The sequence below is a fragment of the Haloglomus litoreum genome, from assembly GCF_029338515.1.
Classification (GTDB): domain Archaea; phylum Halobacteriota; class Halobacteria; order Halobacteriales; family Haloarculaceae; genus Haloglomus; species Haloglomus litoreum.
Window position 1 is genome coordinate 16,541 of the sequence record NZ_CP119988.1, and the last position, 21,825, is coordinate 38,365.

A 21,825-nucleotide genomic window follows, 5' to 3' on the forward strand; every position below is an offset into this window, starting at 1 on the left:
CTACGGGTATGAGCGACTTCGACCGCGAGGCCGAGCGGCGGAAACTGGAGGAGAAGTACGGCCAGGAGGAGGACGACCGCGAGCGCACCCAGCAGTTGAGCGAACTCCTGCTGAAGGGCGCGACGATGACCGACATCCACTGTCCGGAGTGTGGCGACCCAATCTTCCGCCACGAGGGCCGGCAGTTCTGTCCCTCCTGCCAGCGCGAGGTCGCGACCGACGAGAGCCAGCAGGCGACCGCCGGGCAGGCCGCCGCGCAGGACCCGCTGGCCGACGAAGGGACCGAGGACACCGTCCCGGCCACCGACGGCCACTCCGTCGAGGTGGAGACGCCCGAGGGGAGTGACGACGCGCGTCCGGAAGCGACCGACGCCGGCACGGAGGAACCGGCGTCCCCATCCGAGAGCGACCAGTCCGAAACGGGGACCCGGCCGCCCACGGAGCAGGCCCCGGAACAGCCCTCGACGACCCAGCAGCCCCAGTCCGGCCAGCGGGGCTCCGGGACCCCAGCACGGATGCCCTCGTCGGGCGGACAGGCTGGCACGTCCGGCAACGCCTCGGGGCTGATGCCCGCCCGCCAGCATCTCACCCGCACCGTGAACCGCCTGGCCGAGCAGGCCGCCGCCGAGGAGGACCCCGGCCGCAAGCGGGAGTTCCTCGCCGCGACGCGCGAGGCCGCCGAGGCGCTCGAAGCCGTGCGGAACGCGGAGTAGGCCGATAATCTGTCTGATTATTCAGAAATACACTCTGTTCGGTGAAAACGGCTACTTCTGCGCCGATGGGTCGTACTCGCCGGAGACGACCTCCCGGATACGCGTGGCCGTCACGTCGCCGACCCCCGAGACCTCCTTCAGCGCGTCGGCGTCGGCGGTCATCACCGCCTCGACGCTGCCGAAGTGGTCCAGCAGCGCCCGCGCCGTGACCGGTCCGACCTCGGCGACCGACGAGACGACGTACTCCTGCTGCTCGGCCAGCGTCTTCGAGGACTTCTCCCCGTGGACCTGGACCTCGCGGTCGTCCCGGTCCTGCTCGCGCCGGGCGATGACCTCCAGCAGGTCGGCGGTCTCGTCGGTATCGCGGGTCTGGAGCACGCTCGCGCCGAAATCGACGGCCAGCGACGACAGGGCGCCCCGGATGGCGTTCGGGTGGACGTTGCGCTTCTCGTAGAGTCCGTCGCCCTCCAGGATGACGACCGGCCGGGCGTAGTGCCGGGCGGCGTCGCCGACCTGGTCGAACATCGAGCGGTCGTTGCCCAGCAGCGTGTCGAGGAAGTCGTCGACAGACTTGCGCTCGACCGCGACCCGGTCCGAGAGGACGTAGTCGCCCACCGCCAGGGTCTCCAGCCTGGTCGTCACGCCGTCGCGCTTCGAGAGGTCGCGGGCGATGTGCGAGTCGAGTTCGCGCTGGTCGGCGACGATCTCGATGTCCTCGGCATCCGGGTCACCGCCCGCGGTCGCGACGAGCCCCTCGGCCTCGTCCTCGGGGGCCGGGTCGTCGCTGGCCGCGTCCTCGTCTTCGTCGGAGCCGTCCTCCGTGCCTGCGAAGTCGGCAAGTCCCGGCTGGCTGTCGCTCCCGTTCGTCCGCTCGGGCGCCGGCTCGGACGACTCGGCGTCCGCCGCTTCCGCGTCGTCTCCATCGTCCTCTTCCTCGCCGTCCCTGTCGGCCTCCTCGCCCGCGAACGACTCCAGGGACTGCTGGGAGTCGTCGAGTTCGGCCTCGATGTCGGCCTCGGCGCCCTTCAGCTTCCGGAGCTCCTCCTCCATCTTCTGCTCCTCGTTCTTCGAGATCCAGTAGAACGCCTCGTCGCGGGTGTCGTTGGCGATGAGGACGACCACGCGGCCCTCCTGGGCCCGGCCGGTCCGGCCCTTGCGCTGGATGGAGCGCACGCCCTTCGGGACCGGCTCGTAGAACAGCACGAGGTCCACGTCGGGCACGTCCAGCCCCTCCTCGGCGACGCTGGTCGAGACCAGCACCTCGAACTCGCCGTTCCGGAAGGCGGCGAGGGTGTCCTTCTGCTCGGTCTGGGTCATCCCGTCGGAGCCCTCCTTGTCGCCCTGCCCGACGAACCGGCGAACGTCGAAGCTCTCGCTCAGGAACTCGGTCAGCGATTCCGCCGTGTCGCGCGACTCGGTGAAGACGATGACGCGCTCGCCGTCCTGGATGCCGAGCGTCTCGGCGAGCAGGAGCCGCGTCTTCCGGAACTTCGGGTGGAGGTCGTCGAAGTCCTCGGCCTTGCGCATGGCCTCCTTCACGCGCGGTTCGGAGACGAACCGCTGGGCCGCCTTCGACGCGCCCGAGGAGCGCGCGGCGTTGCGCTGGCGGTCGAAGTAGCGCCGGAGGGACTCGACGCTCTGCGTCTCGACCAGCTCCACGGCACGCCGGAGCTTCATGATCTCGGCGTGTGCGCTCATCCCCTCGTACCCCTCGGACTGGCCGTTGTTGATGAGCTCCTGCAGCTTCGCGCGGATGGCGTTCAGCTGCTTCTGTGACATCGAGGGGTCCGTCGAGTTCGTCACCCCCAGCTGCTTGAGCTGCTCCAGGCGCTCGGCGATGACGTCGTTCAGGGCGTCCCGTATCTCCAGCACCTCGTCAGGGAGGTCCAGATGCGTCCAGTCGACCTCGGTCTCGTAGGTGTGTTCGGCCACGTCGGCGTCGGCTTCGGTCATCACCTCCACGTCGTCGATGCCGAGGTTCCGGCAGACGATGAGGATCTCCTCCTCGTCGCCGCCGGGCGAGGCGCTCATCCCCGTCACGAGCGGCCTGTCGGCGTCTGAGTGGTAGCGCTCGGCGATGTAGTTGTAGGCGTAGTCGCCGGTGGCGCGGTGGCACTCGTCGAAGGTGCAGTGGACCACGGGCCCGAGGTCGATGCGGTTGCCGACGAGGTCGTTCTCGATGACCTGCGGCGTGGCCATCACGACGCGGGCGTCGTTCCAGACCGCGGCACGGTCGTCCGGACTGACCTCGCCGGTGAAGACGACGATCTCGTCGTCGGGGATCTCCAGGGCCTCGCGGTAGAACGCGGCGTGTTGCTCGACCAGCGGCTTCGTCGGCGCGAGCATCAGCGCCTTCCCGCCGTACTCCGCGAGCCGGTGTGCCGTGACGAGCAGCGAGACCGTCGTCTTCCCGAGGCCCGTCGGCAGACAGACCAGCGTGTGGCCGTCGCATGAGGCGTCGGCCAGTTCGGTCTGGTAGCTGCGGTCCTCGAGGAAGCCCGGCACCAGCAGTGGCCGGTCGAGGTAGTCGGTCCCGCCCTCGGCGTCCGTGGCCGCCATTGCGCCGTCCTACCGCGTCCTCGTGGATAAGGGTTCGCTGGGCGGGGCGGAAGTGGAGTCGGCGCCGCTGGTTCGGATTCCGGTGCCTCCGCCGGGGTCTGACCCCTCCGTTTCGTATGGAGATACGAGACATATCGCCCGACCCGGGTCCGGTCCCGACCCCCGCCGCCCCGACCGGGGCGGGTAAGTGGGACGCCCGCGAAGACGGGGCATGGACGGCCGGACGGCGGTCGGCGGGTTGCTGGCGGGCTCGGGCCTCATGTTCGCCTACGTCGCGGCCCGCGCAGTTCGCCGTGGTCTCGCGAGCGACGCCGGAACCCCCGCACTCATCGCGCTCGGCGGCATCACGCTGTTCACGCTCGCGATGGCGGCGCTCGGGGTCTCGCTCATCCTCCGCGGCAGCCGAGAGGAGCCGGGTGCGACCGGGGAGTAGTCGTCAGCCACGCCTGTCGCTGCCGGTTCGCTCCACCGTCAGCCCCGGCGATCGATGACGGCTTTCGCCTCCTCGGCGGCCTGCTTCCAGCCGTAGCCGCGCTCGTAGACGTGCTGCTTGTCGTCGACGACCTCCTCCGGCGAGCCCTCCTCCCAGCCGCCGCGGGCCCAGGAGCCGGACTCGCGGAGCCAGGCCACGACCTGCTCGCGGGCCTCGGGCCAGGAGAGCCCGACCATCTCGTAGTAGGCGACGAGCGCGAAGACGCTGTGGTCGTGGGCGCCGGGGACGCTCCCGTGCTCGTAGATGGTCTTCAGCGGCTCGTGGGTCGGCTCCCGGACGAGGTCGGTGTACTCCTCGGCGGTCAACAGCCGCAACGGCCCGTCGCCGTCGACGACGCGCCGCTCGGCGACCAGCCGGTCGAGCGCGTCGCCGTGGAGGCCGCTCCACTCGCCCGGGACCGCGTCCGGGAGCGCCTCGCGCTCGACCGGGCGCCGGGAGAGGACCGACAGGATGTCCACGTACGCCCGCTCGACGACCGCGCGGGTGGTGCCGTCGTGCTCGCAGTCGGCGTCGTGGAGGTTGCTCGTGGTCCGACAGTCCGGACACGGATACGCGAAGCGCGCCACTCTACTGCGGGGTGTGCGCTGGGGCAGGTATGAACGTGTCGGGACCCGCGTGGTCGCCCCCTCACTTCCACTCCAGGATGGCCGCGAGCCCGGCCAGCCCGTCGACCGAACGGGCCTCCGGCGGCACCGCGCCGTCGGGGGCCACGACCACACCGGGGATGCCGATGTCGAGGGCGGCGGCGGCCCCCGCCGGGTCGCGGGTGGCGAACCAGACCCGACCGTCGCCGAGCGCGTCCTCGACGGTCTCGAAGGCCCGGGCGTGGGGCAGTTCGTAGCCCGTGAGCGCCGAGGTGAACGCCTCGCCGACCTGGTCGTCGAGGCCGACCGCCGTGAGCAGTTCGTCGATCTCCGGTGGGCCGTTCAGGTAGACCAGCGGCTCCCAGCCCGCGGCCGCGAGCCGGTCCAGCGCGGCCGCGGCACCCTCGGCCGCCGCCCAGGCATCGGGGTCGAGGTACGCCTCGCGGACCGTCCGGGCCACGGCGTCCGCCTGTCGCCGGGGGACCCCGACCGCGGCGAGCGCGTCCGCGAACGCCGACTCGTGGTGGCGCCACCAGTCCTCGCCCCGCCGGTCCGGATGCATCCGGTCCGGGTGGTGCCACGGGAGGTCGAGGTGGGGCCGCACGGCGTCGGGTGTCGCCGAGCGGCCGGTGTCGCTCGCGGCGAGTGCGTCACACAGCGCTCCGGCCCAGTCGTCGTCCGGCGGGCCGTAGGCGCCCGCGGGCGTACTCCCGGCTCGCGTCGCGAGCGTGTCGAACCCGAGGAGGACGTACCGGTCGCGCACGGGGGAGGGGTGTCGGGTCGCCGGAGAAAAGCTGTCGGTTCACCCGGCGGGGGAGCCACGGCCGGGCCGCCTGCCGTCGGTCACCAGTGTCGGGGCTTGCCGAGGTTCTGCATCTCGGTCTCGCAGTCGACACAGCAGACCGAGCCCGTCGCCTCGACGCGGTGACCACACCGGGGGCATTCGTACTCCGCGAGACGCGCGTCGTCGGTCGCCGGGTCCGTTTCGAGCATCGCTACCCCGGTATTGGGCGCCCGGACACGTGAATGTGGTCCCTGTTCCCACGTCGCGGGACCGTCGGGGGCGGACCGTGGGTCATCCGGTGTCCGGGGCGGCGTCCGGGTCCGCCGTCAGCACGAGGATATGCCGGACGAGCGAGCCGTGGACGCGCCGGTCGAACCGGTCCGTGACGGTCCAGCCGGCGGTCTCGGCTGCCTCCGTCCACGGGCGGTCCCCGACGACGACCGCCCGCCGTGCGACCCGTCGGGCCTCCGCGAGCGCGTCCCCGACGACGGCCGAGAGCTCGTCGCTGGCCCAGGACTGCCGGCCGTACGGGGCGTCGAAGACGACGGCGTCGATGGGGCCCTCGCCGTCCTCGCCGGCGATGGGGAGGCGCCGGGCGTCTCCCCGACAGACGGCTGCCTCGCCGGGTGACTCGGCGGCCCCGGAGAGGCCTCCGGCCGACTCGTCCCCGTCCGCGTCGGTCGAGTCGCCGAGGTAGTGTTCGAGGTTCTCGCTGGCGCCCCGGACCATCTTCCACTGGGCATCGACGCCGACGACGTCGGCCCCCACGAGCGCACCCTCGGCGAGCAGGCCGCCGGTCCCGCACATCGGGTCGAGCAGCGTCCGGCCGGGGCGGGCGCCCGCGATGTTCGCCAGCGCCCGGGCCAGCAGCGGGTCCATGCTCCCGGGCTGGAAGAACGGTTTGTCCGTCGGCTGGCGGTCCCCGAAGTCCCGCCGGCTCTCGGCGGTCAGCCAGCCCAGCGCGCAGACGCCGGGCGCGGTGTCACCGCCGAGTCCCTCCAGACCGTCCGTGTCGACCGCCCCGTCGTGCTCGACGACCTCGACATCGCGTTCGTCGTCGATACCGATGGTGACGGTGCCGTCGTCATCGTCGTCGTGGCCGGGCGGCGCGGCGAACAGCGCCCGGAGTTCGTGGTCCGGGTCCTCGAGGTCGACCTCGAAACCGCGGTCGACGAGCACCTGTCCGAGTTCGCGCTCGGCCCGTTTCGTGTCGATGTCGGTCAGGCCGCGCACGTCGCGGGCCCGCACCCGGACGGAGCCCTCGCGGTCGTCGGGCGGCGCTCGGCTTCCCGTGGGGCGTTGCCCAACGCTGTCGAGCGCGGCGGCGTCCAGCAGCGTGACGGCGTCCTCGATGCGTGGGGCGGTCCGCCCGACCAGTTCGGCGGCGCGCTGGGTGAAGGCGAGGCCACGGACGCGGTCGGTGACGCCACGCGCGGTCGCCAGGCCGGTCCCCAGCGGCTCGACGGCGGAGCAGGCGCTCTCGGCCTCGCGGCGCGCGAACCGGTCGTCCTGGCCCCCCAGTTCGAGGACGTACACGCCCGGGGTCGGGGCCGCGTCGGGCATGAGGGTGCCGGTCCACGCGACCCACCCCGCCGTCGTACGGGCGAGACGCACCCCCACTTCAAGCGGCAATCGATGCCGCTTTATAAGCTGAACAGCCGTATGGGGCCCGATATCTCCGGTTATCGACCTGTCAGCCACCACCACCCATATTTATAAAGGTTAAATACGTTGCTTAAGACATACGATGAGCGACCCCAAGGAAACCATCAACATCGAGAACGTGGTGGCCTCGACGGGTATCGGCCAGGAGCTCGACCTCCAGAGCGTGGCCATGGACCTCGAGGGCGCCGACTACGACCCCGAGCAGTTCCCCGGCCTCGTCTACCGGACCCAGGAACCGAAGAGCGCGGCGCTCATCTTCCGCTCGGGCAAGATCGTCTGCACGGGCGCGAAGTCCACGGACGACGTCCACGAGTCGCTGCGCATCGTCTTCGACAAGCTCCGCGACCTCAACATCGAGGTCGACGAGGACCCCGAGATCGTCGTCCAGAACATCGTCACCTCGGCGGACCTGGGCCGCAACCTCAACCTGAACGCCATCGCCATCGGGCTGGGCCTGGAGAACATCGAGTACGAGCCCGAGCAGTTCCCCGGTCTCGTCTACCGCCTCGACGAGCCCGATGTGGTGGCGCTCCTGTTCGGCTCCGGCAAGCTCGTCATCACGGGCGGCAAGAAGCCTGAGGACGCCGAGCACGCCGTCGACAAGATCACCGACGAACTCGACAAGCTCGGTCTGCTGGACGGCTGAGCGGTCGACTCGACGCGGTTCTCCCTCCCTCTGTCTCCTCGTCCGGGAGCGTATGCTACATACGGCCCGGGCGCCCAATTCGGGTATGGCCGGTCTCCTCGCGCCCGTGCCGCTCCAGTCCGTCACCGGCGGCGGTCCGCTGGCGGTCGTCGTCACCTTCCTGCTGACGTGGCTGTTCTACGCCTTCACGCTCCACCTGGCGGCCACGTTCTTCATCGGCGACGTGCCCTCGCAGAAGGCCGCCACCGCGTCGGCCCTCCCCGCGGCCGTCTCCATCCTCCTCCAGCAGTACGGCGTCCGCGGCGGTGCGTTCGGCATCGACCCCTCGCTGCTCGCGGGCGTCACCATCGTCGCCACGCTGATCGCGGACGGCATCGCCGTCAGTACGGTCTACCGCCTGCGCGCCCGGTCGACCGCCCCGCTGGTGGCGCTGCACTTCGGCTTCGCGGCCGTCATCGGCGTCGCGCTCGCGAACGTGTTCGGTGTGCTGTAGCGGATTATCCGGCCAATCGACGACCTCCTGATATTACCTCCGACATAAGGATATCGTGGTGGACATTTTCGACTTCTGTTCGCATCCTCCCGCGAGTGGTGATGCCTCGCTCCCGGCCTACCGCAGCGCCGACAGCCGGAACTCGAAGCCCGCCACTGGCAGTTCGAGGTCGTGCTCGACCAGGACGCGGGGGTGGAGTTCACCGATGACCCCGACCTCTTCGCCGTCGATGACGACCGACGCGGTGCGCCCGTCGATGAACGACGGGTGCTGCGTGGGCGGCGTCTCTAGGTCCACGTCGAACGCCCGGCAGAGTGCCTGTAGCTTGCCCTTCGCGTCCTCGTAGGTGGCGTCGGTCCGGGCGAGCACCGCGGCGACGGTCCGGTGTTCGCTGACGCGCGTGTTCTTCTCGTCGTCGCGGGCCGCCGCCAGCCCGATCTCGGCGAGGTCCTGCGGGTACGCGCGATGGGTGTTCCGCTCCAGCACCATCGTCAGCGACGGGAGCGCCCACGTCCGGACCATCGTGTAGTCCTCGCTGTACGGCTCCGTGATGGTCACGGGGGGCCGGGCACCGACGGGGGCGTCCGGGTCGGGCGTCACGTCGCCCTCCCCTTCGACTGGAGGCACGTCGAGTCCCATCCGCTCGTAGTTCTCCGCCTCCGAGATCATGTGGAAGTCGAGCATGTCCTCGAAGCCCAGGCCCACGAGGGCGTCGCGGGCGGCGTCCTCGACGCGCGAGCGCTCGTGGCGGCCGCCGATGGTCCCCACGTCGGGGTAGCGCGGTTCGAGGTCGTTGAAGCCGTAGGCGCGGCCCACGTCGTCCACGAGGTCGAGCGGGTGGAGCACGTCCACGCGGTAGGGCGGCACCTCGGTCTCGTAGACGAGTTCCTCGGGGTCGATGTCCTCGGGGTCGTCCACGTCGGCCGTCGCGTCGAGCCCGGCCCGCTCCATCAGGTCGACGACCTCCCGGGGGTCGAGCGAGATGCCCAGCAGCGACTCGATGCGCTGGTGGCTGACGCTCTTGTGCGACACCGAGAGGTCCGGGCGGTCCAGCGTGCGGTCGGGGTACTCGACGTCGACGCGCTCGACCCGCCCGCCCCGCGCGTCGAGCGCGTAGCAGACGATGTTGAGCATCTTGTCGATGGTCCACTGGTCGGTCCCCGTCATCTCGATGAACAGGTCCCGGGAGTCGGGCTCGACCTCCGTCCGCTTCCCGTTGATGACGGGCGGGAACGAGAACAGCCCCACGTCGTCGTAGATGGCCGGGAACCGCTCGTAGTCGGCCACGAGGTCGGCGTACGTCTCGCCGGTAGGGTGCTCGGTGAGGACCTCGCCCGGCGTCAGCTCCCGGTTCGAGTCCAGCGGGACGAACGTATCGCCGTCCGGTTCGACACCGACGTAGCGGATGGACTTCTGGCCGCCCCCGTCCCCCGTGGCCGGCCCGCCCTTCAGCATCGTCAGGTCGTGGACGCCGATGGCGCCCTTCGCGCGCTTGCGGCCCATCGTCGCGTGCAGTTTCTCCTGCAACTGGATGAGCGAGTCCAGCCCGGCCTCGTCCATGTCCAGTCCACGGACGATGGCGCCCGTGACGTACGGGCGCTCGTCGGGCACCGACTCCTCGACCTCGATGGTCCAGTCGGCGTCGTTCGTGCTCGGGAGGTAGACCCCGCGGTCGTCGCCGTACTGGTAGCGCAGCGAGCGCGCGACGCCCTCGACCGAGAGGCGGTCCAGGCGGTCGGGCGCGAACTCCAGTTGCATGAGTCCGTCCTCGGTCTCGCCCTCGTACTCGAGGCCGAGCGCGAACAGGTCCTCCTTGAGTTCCTCGTCGTCCTTCTCGTCGTGGCCGGTCAGGTGGCGGAGTTCGTCGGGGTCGACGTCGACGACGGGCATCAGTTCACCACCTCCGCGGTCCGCAGGAGGTCCAGGTCACAGAGCGTCCCGTGCACGTCGCGGATGTCCTCGAAGCCGTACATGAGCATGAGCAGTCGCTCCAGCGCCAGTCCCCAGGCCATCACGTCGCACTCGACGCCGAGCGGGCGGAGCACTTCCTCGCGGAAGATGCCGCTGTTCCCGATCTCGACGATCTCGCCGGTCTTCGGGTGCGTCCCGAACAGCTCGAACGACGGCTCCGTGTACGGGTTGTAGTGGGGCTTGAACTCGATGTCCGTGATGCCGAACTGCTCGTAGAACTCCGTGAACGTCCCCATCAGGTCACGCACGGAGAGGTCCTCGGCCATCACCCAGCCCTCGATCTGGAAGAACTCCAGCAGGTGCGTCGGGTCGAGCGTGTCGTTGCGGTACACCTTCTCGACGGAGAACCACCGCTGGGGCGGTTCCAGCTCGCCGACCTGCTCGCCGGAGAGGTAGCGCATCGACAGCGAGGTGGTGTGGCCCCGCAGGTCGACGCCGCGGGCCACCTCCTCCGTCCACGGCGAGTGGTAGCCGTCGCCGTCCTCGCCGACCCCCTCGCGGTGGGCCGACTCCACCCGGTCGACGAGGTCCGCCGGGAGGTCCCGCATCGGCGGCACGTCCAGCGCGAACTGGTCCCAGTGGGTCCGCGCGGGGTGGTCCTGGGGCATGAACAGGCAGTCGTTGATCCAGAACTCCGCGTCGGCGTGGGGGCCCTCCATCTCCTGGAACCCCATCCCGACGAGGACGTCCTTGACGCGGTCGGCGGTCTGGCGGAGGACGTGCTTGCGGCCGCCGTACTCGGCCTCGGCGTCCGCTTCCACGTTGTACTCGGCGAACTCCACGTCCTCCCACTCACCCGAGGTCAGCAGCTCGGGCGTGAGCGCGCCGACCGTCTCGGCGGTCTCGACGCCCTCCATCAGCGCCGTCACGCCCGCGTCGGTGAGCGTCACGGAGCGCACGGTGGTCTCGTGGCGGGTCGCGAGGCCGCGGTCGACGAGCCGGTCGAGGACGTTCCCGTCGAGGTAGCCGGCGTTCCCGTCGTCGATGGCGTCCAGCGCGCCGGCCTCGGGGTCGTCGTCGGGGTCCACGTCCGGGCCGCCCTCGAGGTCGACGCGGACGGCGCCGTCGTCGATGTCACCGAAGCCCTTCCGCGCGAAGTTCGAGAGCGCGATGTCGACTTCGGGCCCCTCCAGCCCGCTCGCGCCGACCAGCTGGCCGATGCCGACCGCCTCGTCCTCGGCGCCCGCGTCGACGGCCGCCCGGTACAGGCGGAGTTCGGGCAGGCCGGCCTCGCGGTAACGCTCGCCCTCCTCCGTGAGTTCGACCTCCTCGGCGGCGTACTCGTCGACCTCGACGAGCCCCTCGGCCTCGAGTTCGAACGCGGCGTTCGTGACCGCGGTGGTGTCGGCGTCAGCCTGTTCGGCGAGCGATTCGACCGTCTTCGTCTCGGTCGCGCTGGCGGCCTCGAGCAGCGCGACCTGTATTGCCGGGAGTCGCATGTTGTGGTGGTTCGTGTGTGCGTGAGCGTGCGGGTCCGTGCCTCCCACGAGTGGGCGGGTCGGGAACGGCCCGCGCTGGCGCCACGCGGGCGCCAGCCTGGTCGTCAGCGATGCCTGCGTCGGCCGGCCAACTAACGGTTCCGGACCCCCGCGACGGTTTCGCCGCCGACCCCTCGGTTTCGTCTCCAGATGGTGAGGGATCGACGGGTCCGCCGTCGCGTCAGGCGAAGAAGAACGGGTCGGACGCGGTGGTCGGTGGGCGAGCAACGCGCCGTTCGGAGCGTCCGACTGGCATGCGACGGCCTGCGTGACAGCGGGACTTGAGTGTTGTGGGACGGGTGGCACCCCTCGCGATGGGGACACAAGGCCTATCCCGGCCGTGTCGTTCCCCCCGGACATGGACGACCGACTCCCAGGGGCAGCGCTCGCGGTGGTCGGGGCGGGACTGCTCGCCGTTCTGGTCGCGGACCCCCCTGTGGGCGGGCAGGGTGGTCCGGGGATCGCGTACGCCGCGTTCGTCCTCCTGGTCGTCGGGGGGGCCGGCGGCCTGGCGGTCGTGGTCGGCGCTCGCTCGCTGCTGGCCGGCCGGGTCCACCGGCCGACGGTGTTCCTCGCCGGCTACGCGGCGGTCGGTGCGGTGTACGCGGTGGTCCACCGGGGACTGTTGCTGGATCTGTCGCCGGGGGCCTTCGTCCTCGCCGGAGCGGTGTTCGTCCTGTCGGTCGTCGCCGGAGCCGACCGGTTCGCACCGACGGACTGACACCACGACTGCGGGCCGGTCGAGCGTCGCGCCGCTCTCGCTATCGATGCCATCCCATCTGAAAGATTGATAGGCGCGTCCACACAACCAACGGGCAGTGTCATCCTACGTGGGCGAGGACACGGCCGCCGCCATCGACAGCGGCCGTGAGACGGCGGGCGCGATGCTCCGGCAGGCCCAGAAACACCTCCAGAAGGTGTTCATCCTGTTCCTCGTCGGGCTCATGGGGACCATCTACGTCCTCCGGAACTTCGTCTGGGACCAGCTGAAGGCCGACCTCAACGTCCAGGAGGACATCGTCATCGTCGCGGTCACGCCGTTCGACGTCATCCTCCTGCAGGTGAAGATCGGGCTCTTCGTGGGGATCATCGTCGCGTTGCCGCTGTTGCTCTACTACTCGCGGGACGCCCTGAAGGAGCGAGGTCTCTGGCCGACCGGCATCCCGCGCTGGAAGATCGCCACCGTCGGCTTCTTCAGCTTCCTGCTGTTCTGTGGCGGCGTCGCGTACGGCTACGCCGTCTTCTTCCCCACCGCCTTCCGCTTCCTCGCCGAGAACGCCGTCCAGTCCGGCTTCGCGCCCACCTACTCCATCGTCAAGTGGGCCCAGTTCATCATGCTGCTCTCGGTCTCGTTCGGGCTGGCGGCGCAGTTGCCGCTCGTGATGAGCGCGCTGTCGTACTCGGGGGTCGTCCCGTACACGACGTTCCGTGACTACTGGCGCCACGCGGTCGTCGGACTGTACGCCATCGGGGCGGTGTTCACGCCACCGGACCCGCTCACGCAGCTGATGTGGGCGACGCCGCTCGTCGTGCTGTACGCCATCAGCCTCCAGATCTCGAAATTCGTCGTCACGGCGAAGGTGTCCAGCCAGCGCCTCGGCGTGAAGAACGTCGCCCGGGAGCGGTGGAACGTCCTCGCGGGCGTGGGAGCGCTGGCGTTCGCCGGGACCTACTTCGGCTACCGGGCGCTGCTGGCAGGGGCAGCCGACTCGCTGGTCCCGTCGGTGAACGCCGCCGCCGCGGGCCTGGACCGCTACGTCGGGTTCCGGAGCCGCTTGAACCCGCCGTCGACGTGGTCGGTCGACCCGATGTTCGGCCTCTCGCCCGAGGTGGCGCTCGGCATCGGCGCCCTCGTCGTCGCGCTCGGCGCGGCGCTCGTGACGCTCTCGTACCTGCTCGTCGCGGCCGTCGACGAGATCATCGCGGCCGAGGGTGGGCTGAAGGCGGTCGAGCGGGGGCTCAACCGTTCGGCGACGGCCGGCGAGGGCGGCCCCGCTCCTGCCTCGACGGGCGCCCCCGGGGAGATCGACCTCTCGGAACTCGACGAGGCGGGCATCCGCGCGGCCCCCATCGAGGCGTTCGCCGACATGGAGGAGGACGAGGCCGTCTCCCTGGCGGGCGAGGCGATGGACGAGGACGACCCGGACAAGGCCCAGGCCATCCTCGACCGGTTCGACGAGGCCCAGGAACTGGTCGAGGCCGACCCCGTCGAGAAGGGGGCGACGGCGGCCGCCGCCAACGATGTCGGCCGGTCCGCCGCCCCCGGCCCGAACCAGGCCGGCGTCAACGCCGACGACGAGGAGGCCGGCGTCGGCACCCGCACGGCGGCGGGCGTCGCCAACGCGTTCACCGCCGAGGAGACCGACGAGGACGACATCGGCGGCTACCTCTACGACATCCAGTTCATCGTCGAGTCGCTCACCTCGAAGGCGTTCGTCATCGTCGGGCTGTTCATGACCGTCCTCGCGGTGTCGTTCAGCGCGCTCTACCTGGGTGGCATCGGCTACCTCAAGGACGAGTTCGTCTCGCGGGTCCCGTCGCAGGTGGTCGACCCGAGCGCCATCGACATCGTCGCGCTCCACCCGGTGGAGGTGCTCATCTTCGAGATCAAGGTGTCGGTCATCTTCGCGGCGGTCGCCACGCTGCCCGTCCTGCTGTACTTCGCGTGGCCCGCGCTGAAGGAGCGCGGCTTCGCCGCCGGCGACCGCAACGTCCTGCTGCTGTGGGGCGGGCTCATCACGGTCGGCCTCGTCGCCGGCAGCGCCGTCGGCTTCCTCTACGTCGCGCCCACCATCATCTCCTGGCTCGTCGCCGACGCGCTCGGCGCGAACATGGTCATCGCCTACCAGATCAACTCCTTCGGCTGGCTGGTCTTCTTCACCACCGTCGGTGTCGGCCTACTGTTCGACATCCCGGTCACGATGTACCTGTTCCACCGGGGCGGGCTGGTCCCCTACCGCACGCAGCTGGCGCGCTGGCGCGAGGTGACGGTCCTCATCCTCGGCGGCGCCGCACTGTTCACGCCCAAGAGCGTCTTCTCGATGTTCATCGTCGGCATCCCGGTCCTGCTGGCGTACTTCGCGGGGCTGGGCCTGCTGTACGTCGTCACGCTGGGCGGCCGACGGGGGGGCCCGAAGCCGACGAAGCCCGAGCCGGAGACCGCCGACTGACTCCCCCCGCGCTGATCCTCCTCGGTCGATCCTCCGATTCCGGTGGCCACCGCTCTCGCCGTCCCTCGACATAGATAACGCGAACAATCGAATCAATGTGCGAACGGCGACCATATCCTCGCAATTTGGCGGATTATCGATCCTTTCGGGACAGTACTCACCCATAGCTATTTTTGTGTGGTGCTTGTTGACACGGGACGATGAGCCAGGCAGGCGAGCGCGCGCCCGTGGCGAGTCTGGGACTGCTCGACGCGACGATGGTCGGCGTCGGGGCGATGATCGGCGCGGGCATCTTCGTCCTGACGGGCCTGGCCGCCGAGACGGCAGGCTCGGCGGCCATCATCGCCTTCGCACTCAATGGGGGTGTGACGGCGTTCACGGCGCTGTCGTACGCGGAGCTGGCGGCCGCCATCCCCCGCAACGGCGGCGGGTACGCCTACGTCCGCGAGGCGTTCCCGCCGCTGGTCTCGTTCGTGATGGGCTGGACGCGCTGGTTCACCTACATGGTCGCGGGGGCGCTGTACGCGCTGGGCTTCTCCTCGAACTTCGTGGAGTTCGTCCACCTGTACGGCGTGACCGTGCCGTTCGGGGAGACGTTCCCGGAGCTGTATGCGCTCGCGGTCATCGCGCTGTTCGTGGCGCTGAACGCGCTCTCGACGGAGGCCAGCGGCGGCGCCGAGACGCTCATCACGCTCGTGAAGATCGCCATCCTGCTGGTGTTCGTCGGGTTCGGGCTCCCCCAGGCGAACCCTGGGGAGTTCAGCCCGACCTTCCCGAACGGGGCGGTGTCGGTCCTCCCGGCGATGGGCCTGACGTTCATCGCCTTCCAGGGGTACGACCTCATCGCGACCGTCACCGAGGAGGTGGAGAACCCCCAGAAGAACATCCCGCGGGCCATCATGCTCAGCCTCGGCGTCACCGTCGTCATCTACCTGCTTGTCGTCTTCGTCGCCATCGGCGTCCTCGGGGCGGGGCCGCTGGCCGCGGCCGGCGAGACGGCCATCGCGAGTGCCGCCGAGGCGTTCATGCCGGCGCTCCCCATCGTCGGGACGGGCGCGGGACTCATCGCGTTCGGGGCCGTCTTCTCGACGGTGTCGGCGCTGAACGCGGTCGTCATCGGCTCCTCGCGGGTCGCGTTCGCGATGGGGCGCGAGCGCCAGTTGCCCGGGCCGCTCGGCCGCCTCCACCACCGCTTCGGGACGCCGTTCGTCGCGGTGCTGGCGAGCGCCGTCGTGATGCTGGTCGCGGTGCTGGTGGTCCCCATCCGCATCGTGGGGAACCTGGCGAGCCTCTTCTCGCTGCTGGGGTTCGTCGTCGTCAACCTCGCGGCCATCGAACTCCGGCGCGAGCAGCCCGACCTCCGACGACCGTTCGAGATCCCCTACTACCCCGTTCCGCCGATACTGGGCATCGCCCTGAACCTGCTGCTGGGGCTGTTCATCGACCCGGTGACGTGGGCGCTGGCGGTCGGCTGGCTCGTCGTCGGCGGCGCCGTCTACGTCGCCCTGCAGCGCCGCAAGGGTGAGCCGGCCGCCCCCGCGCCCGAGGTCGGCGTGGGGGTCGAACCCGACGTCGACCCCGAACGCGACGTCCCCGCCCGACCCGACGACTGACCGGCCCCCGACCACACGAGACACACCACACCATGACAGAGACACTCCACATCATCATCGCGGGTGGCGGCGAGGTCGGTCTCGGCGCCGCGCGCGTCCTGGACGACCGCGGGCACAACGTGACCATCATCGAACCCGACCCGTCGCGGGCGGACTACCTCAGCGACGCCTACGTCGGCACCGTCATCGAGGGGGATGCCGCCCGGCCGAGCGTCCTCGCACAGGCGAACCTGGAGCGCAGCGACGTGGTCGCGGCGCTCACCGACGACGAGGCCTCGAACTTCGCGGTCTGCATGGCCGCCCAGCGCATGGCCACCGTCCGGACCGTCCTGCGGACCTCGGCGCCGCCCGGCGAGGAGTACGACGCCTTCGTCGACGGCACCGTCTTCCCGGAGGCGTTCGGCGCCCGCGCGGCGGCCAACGAGATCACCGGCGCCGGCGTCCGCGCCATCGAGGAGATCGGCGGCGAGCTCGGCCTGGAGATCGTCGAGGTCGAGGTGACCGAGGCGGCCCCCGCCGCGGGTCGGAGCCTGCAGGAGGTGTCGTTCCCGCGGGGGAGCCTCATCATCGCCGACGCCGCGGGCGGCCGGATCGGCGGCCCCGACACGGTGCTCGAACCGGGTGTCCGCTACCTCGTCGCGATGGAGGCCGACGTGGCCGACGAGATCATGAACCTCCTGCGGGGGTGACGCCCGCCGCCCCGCCCACCATCGGGCACGCTTTTTGCCGCTCCTCCGCGAACGGCCATGTATGCCCAAGATATCCGTCGAGATGCCCCAGGAACTGCTCGATGACTTGGACGAGCACGTCGGCGACGACGGGAAGTTCGTCAACCGGAGCGACGCCATCCGCGCCTCCGTGCGGAAGACGCTGGACGTGCTGGACGAGATCGACGCCCGGCACGGGCGGCTCGACGAGGAGGAGTGACCGGTCGCCCTACTCCTCGTCGGGGTCGCGCTCGGTGACCTCGGCGAAGCCGAACCGCGGCTTCACCTCCTCGACGCGCACCCGCACCTCGTCGCCCACCGCGGTCCCGGGGACGAACAGCGTGAACCCCTCGATGCGGGCGATCCCGTCGCCCTCCGCGCCCTCGTCGCTCACCTCGACGACGACCTCGTCGCCGGCCCGAACCGGCGCCGTGATGCGGTTCTTCGCCACGAGGTAGAGCTCGGAGGACGCATCGCGGGAGGCGGGCGGGCGGACCTCGCGGACGTACTCGAACTCCGCGTCGATGTCCTGCTTGAGGTCGTCGAGGTCGCGCCCGTCGAACACCTTCACCACGAGGTCGCCGCCCGCCGGCAGCACCGTCAGCGCCGTCTCGAACGCCTGCCGCGCGAGATGGACCGACCGGGCGTGGTCGAGGTCGTACTCCCCGCTCATGTTCGGCGCCATGTCCGAGAGGACGATGTCGGCGCCACCCTCGCCGACCAGCTCCCCCACCCGCTCGCGGGTGTCGGCCTCGGTCATGTCCCCGCGGACGGTCTCGACGTGGGCGGCGCCGTCGCCGCTGCCGGCCTCGTCCTCCGAGAGGTTCCGGACGTTCTGGAGGTCGACGCCGACGACCTTGCCGCTCGCACCGACGCGCTGGGCGGCGACCTGCAGCCAGCCGCCCGGCGCCGCCCCGAGGTCGACGACGATGTCCCCCTGCGAGAGGAGGCCGGCCTCCTCGTCGAGCTGCTGGAGCTTGTACGCCGCTCGGGAGCGATAGCCCTCCTGCTTGGCGCGGTTGTAGTACTCGTCCTTGCCCGTCATGGCTCCCCCGCTGTGCTCGTGGCCGTCTCTCCGGCGTATCGCGACGAACGCGTGGTCATTGGCGGGGGAACGGCGTCGACGCGGAAATGGACATCGGATAGGGCGCCGCGCCACAGGCTTGTAGTCACCCCCTCCGTACGGTGGCCCATGACAGACGAGCCCGCGGTCTCGGGCGTGGACCACGTGGAACTGTTCGTCAGCGACGCGGAGGCGGCCGCCGACTGGTACGAGCGCGTGCTGGGGGTCACGCGGGCGTCGGCGTTCGCGGAGTGGTGGGAGACGGGGCAGGGGCCGCTGATGCTGTCGGTCGACGACACGACGAAACTGGCGCTGTTCGAGCGCAAGACGGCCAGCCGCGGCGGGGACGTGAGTCCACACCGTGTCGCCTTCGGTATCGACGGTGACGGGTTCCTGTCGTTCCTCGACGACCTGGACGGCCTCGGCCTGACCGACCGTCACGGCGACGCGGTCACGAGGGCCGACGCCGTCGACCACGGCCTCTCGTACTCGCTGTACTTCACCGACCCCGACGGCAACTGGCTCGAACTGACGACGAACGACCACGACGTGGTGGCCGCCGATCTGGCGTGAGAGGGCGGCCCCTCCGGGGTCGCGGCCGTCGCCCCCCTGCCACCGCCAACACTTAGGTACGTGTGCACACAGTTCACCAGTACTGTGGGGAACGACACACGCACAGGTGGGGAGGAAGCCGCGGTCGGGGAGCTGCTCCCCCCCGAGGGGGAGCTCCGGGAGGGGATCCTCGAGATCAGTCCCGTCCCCATCGCCATCCTCGATTCCGACCGGAAGGTGGTCCTCGCCAACGACCGGGCGAAGCAGGAACTGGGACTCTCGGAGGACGAACTCCTCGGTCTGAGCACGGACGACTCGTCGCTCTCGGCCGTCGACGAGGACGGCGAGCCGGTCGGCGCGGACGAGGGCATCACCACCGACATCCTGGAGACGGGGGAGTCGGTTCAGAACCGGGTCTACCGCATCGACATGCCGACCGGGGACGCCATCTGGCTCTCCATCAGCGGGACGCCCCTGCTGGACGACGACGGCGCGGTCGAGCACATCGTCCTGGCCTTCGAGAACATCACCGAGCGCAAGGAGCGCGAGCGCCGGTTCGACGCCGTCTTCAACCACACCTACCAGTTCACGGGCCTGATGGAGCCCGACGGCACGCTCATCGAGGCCAACGAGACCGCGCTCCAGTTCGTCGGTGCCGAGCGCGAGGAGGTCGTCGGCGTCCACCTCGCGGAGGCACCCTGGATCACCGACGACAACCGTGACCGGGTCCGGGATGCGGTCGACCGGGCCCGCGAGGGGGAGTTCGTCCGGTTCGAGATGGAGATCAACAGCGCGGGCGACGCCGACACCGTCCCCATCGACTTCTCGCTCAAGCCGTTCACCGACGAGTACGGGGACGTGACCCTGCTCATCCCCGAGGGGCGGGACATCACGGAGCTGAAGGAACGCGAGCACGAGCTGGCCGAGAAGACCGAGGAGTTAGAGCGCACGGTCGACCGGCTCGAGCGGACGAACGCCGAGCTGGAGCAGTTCGCCTACGTCGCCTCGCACGACCTGCAGGAGCCGCTCCGGATGATCTCCAGCTACCTCGACCTGCTGGAGCTGGAGTACGAGGACGCGCTCGACGAGGAGGCCCACGAGTACATCGAGTACGCCGTCGACGGGGCCGACCGGATGCGCGAGATGATCGACGACCTGCTGGCGTTCTCGCGGGTCCAGACCCGGGAGGAGGAGTTCGAGGTCCGTCCGGTCGAGGCGGTGCTGAACGAGGCCCGGGACAACCTCGCGCTGGCCATCGAGGAGGCAGACGCCACCATCACGCACGACGACCTCCCGACGATGGCCGTCGACGCCCACCAGCTCCGGCAGCTGTTCCAGAACCTGCTCGACAACGCCATCAGCTACGCCGGCGACGACCCCCCGCGGGTCCACGTCGGCGCGACCGAACACGACGACCACTGGGAGTTCGCCGTCGCGGACGAGGGTGTCGGCATCCCCGAGGAGGAGCAGGACCGCATCTTCGACATCTTCATGCGGGGAGCCGGGACCGAGGAGGGCGGCAGCGGCATCGGGCTGGCCATCTGCAAGCGGGTCGTCGAGAACCACGGCGGGCGCATCTGGGTCGAGTCCGAGGCCGGGGAGGGGACGACCTTCCGGTTCACCCTCGCGAAGGAGCCCGCCGGCAACGGGGGTGTCGCCGCGTGACGCCCGGCGAGCGGGGCAATCCGATCGAGATCCTGCTGGTGGAGGACAACCCCGGCGACGTCCGGCTCACCCGGAAGGCGTTCGAGGACGCCGGGCTCGTCAACAACCTCCACGTCGTCAACGACGGCGTGTCGGCCATGGAGTACCTCCGGCAGGAGGGCGAGTACGCCGACTCCGAGCGGCCGGATATGGTGCTGCTGGACCTGAACCTCCCGCGCAAGAGCGGGGAGGACGTGCTGGCCGACATCAAGCACGACGAGGAGCTCAAGCGCATCCCGGTGGTCATCCTCACCTCCTCCGACGCCGAGGAGGACATGATCAGGACGTACAACGAGCACGCGAACGCCTACCTCACGAAGCCGGTCGACTTCCAGGGGTTCCTGGACGTCGTGGGCCGGGTCGAGGGGTTCTGGATCTCCGTCGTCGAGTTCCCCCCTGACTGACCATGAGTGGGGGGACGAACCGGGGGCCGGGGGACTCGCCCGCTCCCGACGTGGACCAGGACGAGGCGCTCGGCTTCGGCGACCGGCCGCTCCAGGTGCTGCTGGTGGAGGACAACCCCGCCGACGCGAACCTCATCGAGACGCATCTGGACCGGGCGCCCGGGGGGGAACTCGGGACGGACCTGTCGCTCACGCACGTCGAGCGACTGACCGCGGCGCTCGAACGCCTCGAGTCCGAGCGGTTCGACGTCGTGCTGCTGGACCTCGGGCTCCCGGAGAGCACCGGCATCGAGACCCTGGAGCGCGTGCTGGAGGACTTCCCCGGCGTCCCGGTGGTCGTGCTGACCGGGCTCCAGAACCGCGAGGTCGCCGTCGAGGCCATCCGTGCGGGGGCCCAGGACTACCTCAACAAGAACGAGCACATCGAGGGGCCGATGCTGGCGCGTGCCATCCGGTACGCGGTCGAGCGGAAGGCCCGCGAGAAACAGCTCGAGCTCCGGACAGAGCGGCTCGGGGAGTTCGCCGAGCTCATCTCCCACGAGCTCCGGAACCCGCTGAGCATCGCGACGGGGTACATCCAGCTCGCACGCGACGGCGCGACCGAGCCCGGAGCGGCGCTGGAGGAGGTCGACGACGCCCTCGACCGCATCGACACCCTGGTCGACAAGCTCCACCAGCTCACCTCGTTGAGCACCGCCGAGGGGGTCGCCCCGGTCGACCTGGACACGACGGTACGCGAGAGCTGGGCGTCGGTCAGCACCGCCGAGGCAACGCTGAAGCTGTCCGACACCCTGCCGACGGTCGCGGCGAACCCGGACCGCATCCGCTCGCTGTTCGACCAGCTGTTCCGCAACGCCATCGAGCACGCCGGCGACGACGTGACCGTCGAGGTCGGCTCGCTGCCCTCCGACGACGGCTTCTTCCTGGCCGACGACGGCCCGGGCATCCCGCCCGAGGAGCGCGGCGACCTGTTCGAGCACGGCTCGACCGGCGGGGCCGACCCGCGCTTCGGCCTCACCATCGTCCGCAACGTCGCCGAGGACCACGGCTGGGAGGTGCGTGCGCTCGAGAGCGCCTCCGGCGGCGCTCGCTTCGAGATCGCCGGGCTCTCGAACACGCTGACGGAGCTCCGACGGAACGCCGCGGGCATCGGTCGGAACTGACTGCCACCCCACCGCCCCGGGGTGTCCCGCCCGCCGTCGGAACCGAGTGCCGGGGTTCTCCGA

21 protein-coding genes are annotated in these 21,825 nt (G+C 70.3%); 13 read left to right on the plus strand and 8 right to left on the minus strand.

The features are described 5' to 3' along the window. The first annotated feature begins 8 nt into the window (after positions 1-8). Positions 9-713, plus strand: a complete 705-nt coding sequence (locus P2T62_RS00080) for an Sjogren's syndrome/scleroderma autoantigen 1 family protein (protein WP_276259446.1) — start codon at positions 9-11, stop codon at positions 711-713. Positions 714-764: 51 nt separating this feature from the next. Here the strand turns inward: P2T62_RS00080 and P2T62_RS00085 are convergent, their stop codons facing one another. After that, on the minus strand, positions 765-3,272 hold the full coding sequence (locus P2T62_RS00085) for a DEAD/DEAH box helicase (protein WP_276259447.1): 2,508 nt from the start codon (positions 3,270-3,272) through the stop codon (positions 765-767). Positions 3,273-3,483: 211 nt separating this feature from the next. Between P2T62_RS00085 and P2T62_RS00090 the strand changes: the two genes are divergently transcribed. After that, a complete protein-coding gene (locus tag P2T62_RS00090) occupies positions 3,484-3,705 on the plus strand; it encodes a hypothetical protein (RefSeq protein ID WP_276259448.1) in 222 nt (73 codons plus the stop codon). Positions 3,706-3,743: 38 nt separating this feature from the next. Here the strand turns inward: P2T62_RS00090 and P2T62_RS00095 are convergent, their stop codons facing one another. The 4 genes from P2T62_RS00095 to P2T62_RS00110 all read right to left on the minus strand — a co-directional run bounded on the left by P2T62_RS00095 (position 3,744) and on the right by P2T62_RS00110 (position 6,696). Further along, on the minus strand, positions 3,744-4,331 hold the full coding sequence (locus P2T62_RS00095) for a DUF7474 family protein (RefSeq protein ID WP_276259449.1): 588 nt from the start codon (positions 4,329-4,331) through the stop codon (positions 3,744-3,746). A gap of 61 nt (positions 4,332-4,392) precedes the next feature. Continuing rightward, positions 4,393-5,112 (minus strand): HAD family hydrolase, encoded by a 720-nt coding sequence (locus P2T62_RS00100; RefSeq protein ID WP_276259450.1) that lies wholly within the window; start codon positions 5,110-5,112, stop codon positions 4,393-4,395. An 80-nt stretch (positions 5,113-5,192) separates the two neighbouring features. Continuing rightward, entirely contained in the window at positions 5,193-5,342 is a 150-nt protein-coding gene (locus P2T62_RS00105) for a rubrerythrin-like domain-containing protein (protein WP_276259451.1), read from the minus strand. Between the two features lie 82 nt (positions 5,343-5,424). Beyond that, positions 5,425-6,696, minus strand: a complete 1,272-nt coding sequence (locus P2T62_RS00110) for a TIGR01177 family methyltransferase (protein ID WP_420028404.1) — start codon at positions 6,694-6,696, stop codon at positions 5,425-5,427. A gap of 184 nt (positions 6,697-6,880) precedes the next feature. On the opposite strand from P2T62_RS00110, the gene P2T62_RS00115 reads away from it, so the two are divergent. Together P2T62_RS00115 and P2T62_RS00120 are read left to right on the plus strand one after the other, a co-directional pair. Continuing rightward, on the plus strand, positions 6,881-7,444 hold the full coding sequence (locus P2T62_RS00115; RefSeq protein ID WP_276259452.1) for a TATA-box-binding protein: 564 nt from the start codon (positions 6,881-6,883) through the stop codon (positions 7,442-7,444). 85 nt (positions 7,445-7,529) lie between these two features. Beyond that, entirely contained in the window at positions 7,530-7,937 is a 408-nt protein-coding gene (locus tag P2T62_RS00120; protein WP_276259453.1) for a DUF7473 family protein, read from the plus strand. A gap of 117 nt (positions 7,938-8,054) precedes the next feature. On the opposite strand, the gene pheT is transcribed toward P2T62_RS00120, so the two are convergent. Beyond that, on the minus strand, positions 8,055-9,827 hold the full coding sequence (pheT, locus tag P2T62_RS00125) for a phenylalanine--tRNA ligase subunit beta (protein WP_276259454.1): 1,773 nt from the start codon (positions 9,825-9,827) through the stop codon (positions 8,055-8,057). Then, positions 9,827-11,347: a phenylalanine--tRNA ligase subunit alpha gene (gene pheS, locus P2T62_RS00130; protein ID WP_276259455.1), complete on the minus strand. Its 1,521-nt coding sequence runs from the start codon at positions 11,345-11,347 to the stop codon at positions 9,827-9,829. The genes pheT and pheS overlap by 1 nt, the downstream gene beginning before the upstream one ends. A gap of 397 nt (positions 11,348-11,744) precedes the next feature. Between pheS and P2T62_RS00135 the strand changes: the two genes are divergently transcribed. The 5 genes from P2T62_RS00135 to P2T62_RS00155 all read left to right on the plus strand — a co-directional run bounded on the left by P2T62_RS00135 (position 11,745) and on the right by P2T62_RS00155 (position 17,096). Beyond that, positions 11,745-12,107, plus strand: a complete 363-nt coding sequence (locus P2T62_RS00135) for a hypothetical protein (protein WP_276259456.1) — start codon at positions 11,745-11,747, stop codon at positions 12,105-12,107. 97 nt (positions 12,108-12,204) lie between these two features. Further along, entirely contained in the window at positions 12,205-14,556 is a 2,352-nt protein-coding gene (locus P2T62_RS00140) for a twin-arginine translocase subunit TatC (protein WP_276259457.1), read from the plus strand. Positions 14,557-14,756: 200 nt separating this feature from the next. Continuing rightward, entirely contained in the window at positions 14,757-16,169 is a 1,413-nt protein-coding gene (locus P2T62_RS00145; protein WP_276259458.1) for an APC family permease, read from the plus strand. A gap of 32 nt (positions 16,170-16,201) precedes the next feature. Beyond that, entirely contained in the window at positions 16,202-16,858 is a 657-nt protein-coding gene (locus P2T62_RS00150) for a potassium channel family protein (RefSeq protein ID WP_276259459.1), read from the plus strand. A gap of 61 nt (positions 16,859-16,919) precedes the next feature. After that, on the plus strand, positions 16,920-17,096 hold the full coding sequence (locus tag P2T62_RS00155) for a ribbon-helix-helix domain-containing protein (protein ID WP_276259460.1): 177 nt from the start codon (positions 16,920-16,922) through the stop codon (positions 17,094-17,096). 9 nt (positions 17,097-17,105) lie between these two features. Here the strand turns inward: P2T62_RS00155 and P2T62_RS00160 are convergent, their stop codons facing one another. Continuing rightward, positions 17,106-17,921: a 23S rRNA (uridine(2552)-2'-O)-methyltransferase gene (locus P2T62_RS00160; RefSeq protein ID WP_276259461.1), complete on the minus strand. Its 816-nt coding sequence runs from the start codon at positions 17,919-17,921 to the stop codon at positions 17,106-17,108. A gap of 147 nt (positions 17,922-18,068) precedes the next feature. Here P2T62_RS00160 and P2T62_RS00165 point away from each other — a divergent pair, with 147 nt between their 5' ends. From P2T62_RS00165 to P2T62_RS00180, 4 genes are all read left to right on the plus strand, one after another. Beyond that, a complete protein-coding gene (locus tag P2T62_RS00165) occupies positions 18,069-18,512 on the plus strand; it encodes a VOC family protein (protein WP_276259462.1) in 444 nt (147 codons plus the stop codon). 84 nt (positions 18,513-18,596) lie between these two features. Beyond that, a complete protein-coding gene (locus tag P2T62_RS00170; RefSeq protein ID WP_276259463.1) occupies positions 18,597-20,156 on the plus strand; it encodes a sensor histidine kinase in 1,560 nt (519 codons plus the stop codon). Further along, positions 20,153-20,599, plus strand: coding sequence for a response regulator (locus P2T62_RS00175; protein ID WP_276259464.1), 447 nt, complete (start codon positions 20,153-20,155; stop codon positions 20,597-20,599). The genes P2T62_RS00170 and P2T62_RS00175 overlap by 4 nt, the downstream gene beginning before the upstream one ends. A 2-nt stretch (positions 20,600-20,601) precedes the next feature. Then, on the plus strand, positions 20,602-21,762 hold the full coding sequence (locus P2T62_RS00180) for a sensor histidine kinase (protein WP_276259465.1): 1,161 nt from the start codon (positions 20,602-20,604) through the stop codon (positions 21,760-21,762). Positions 21,763-21,825: the final 63 nt, after the last annotated feature.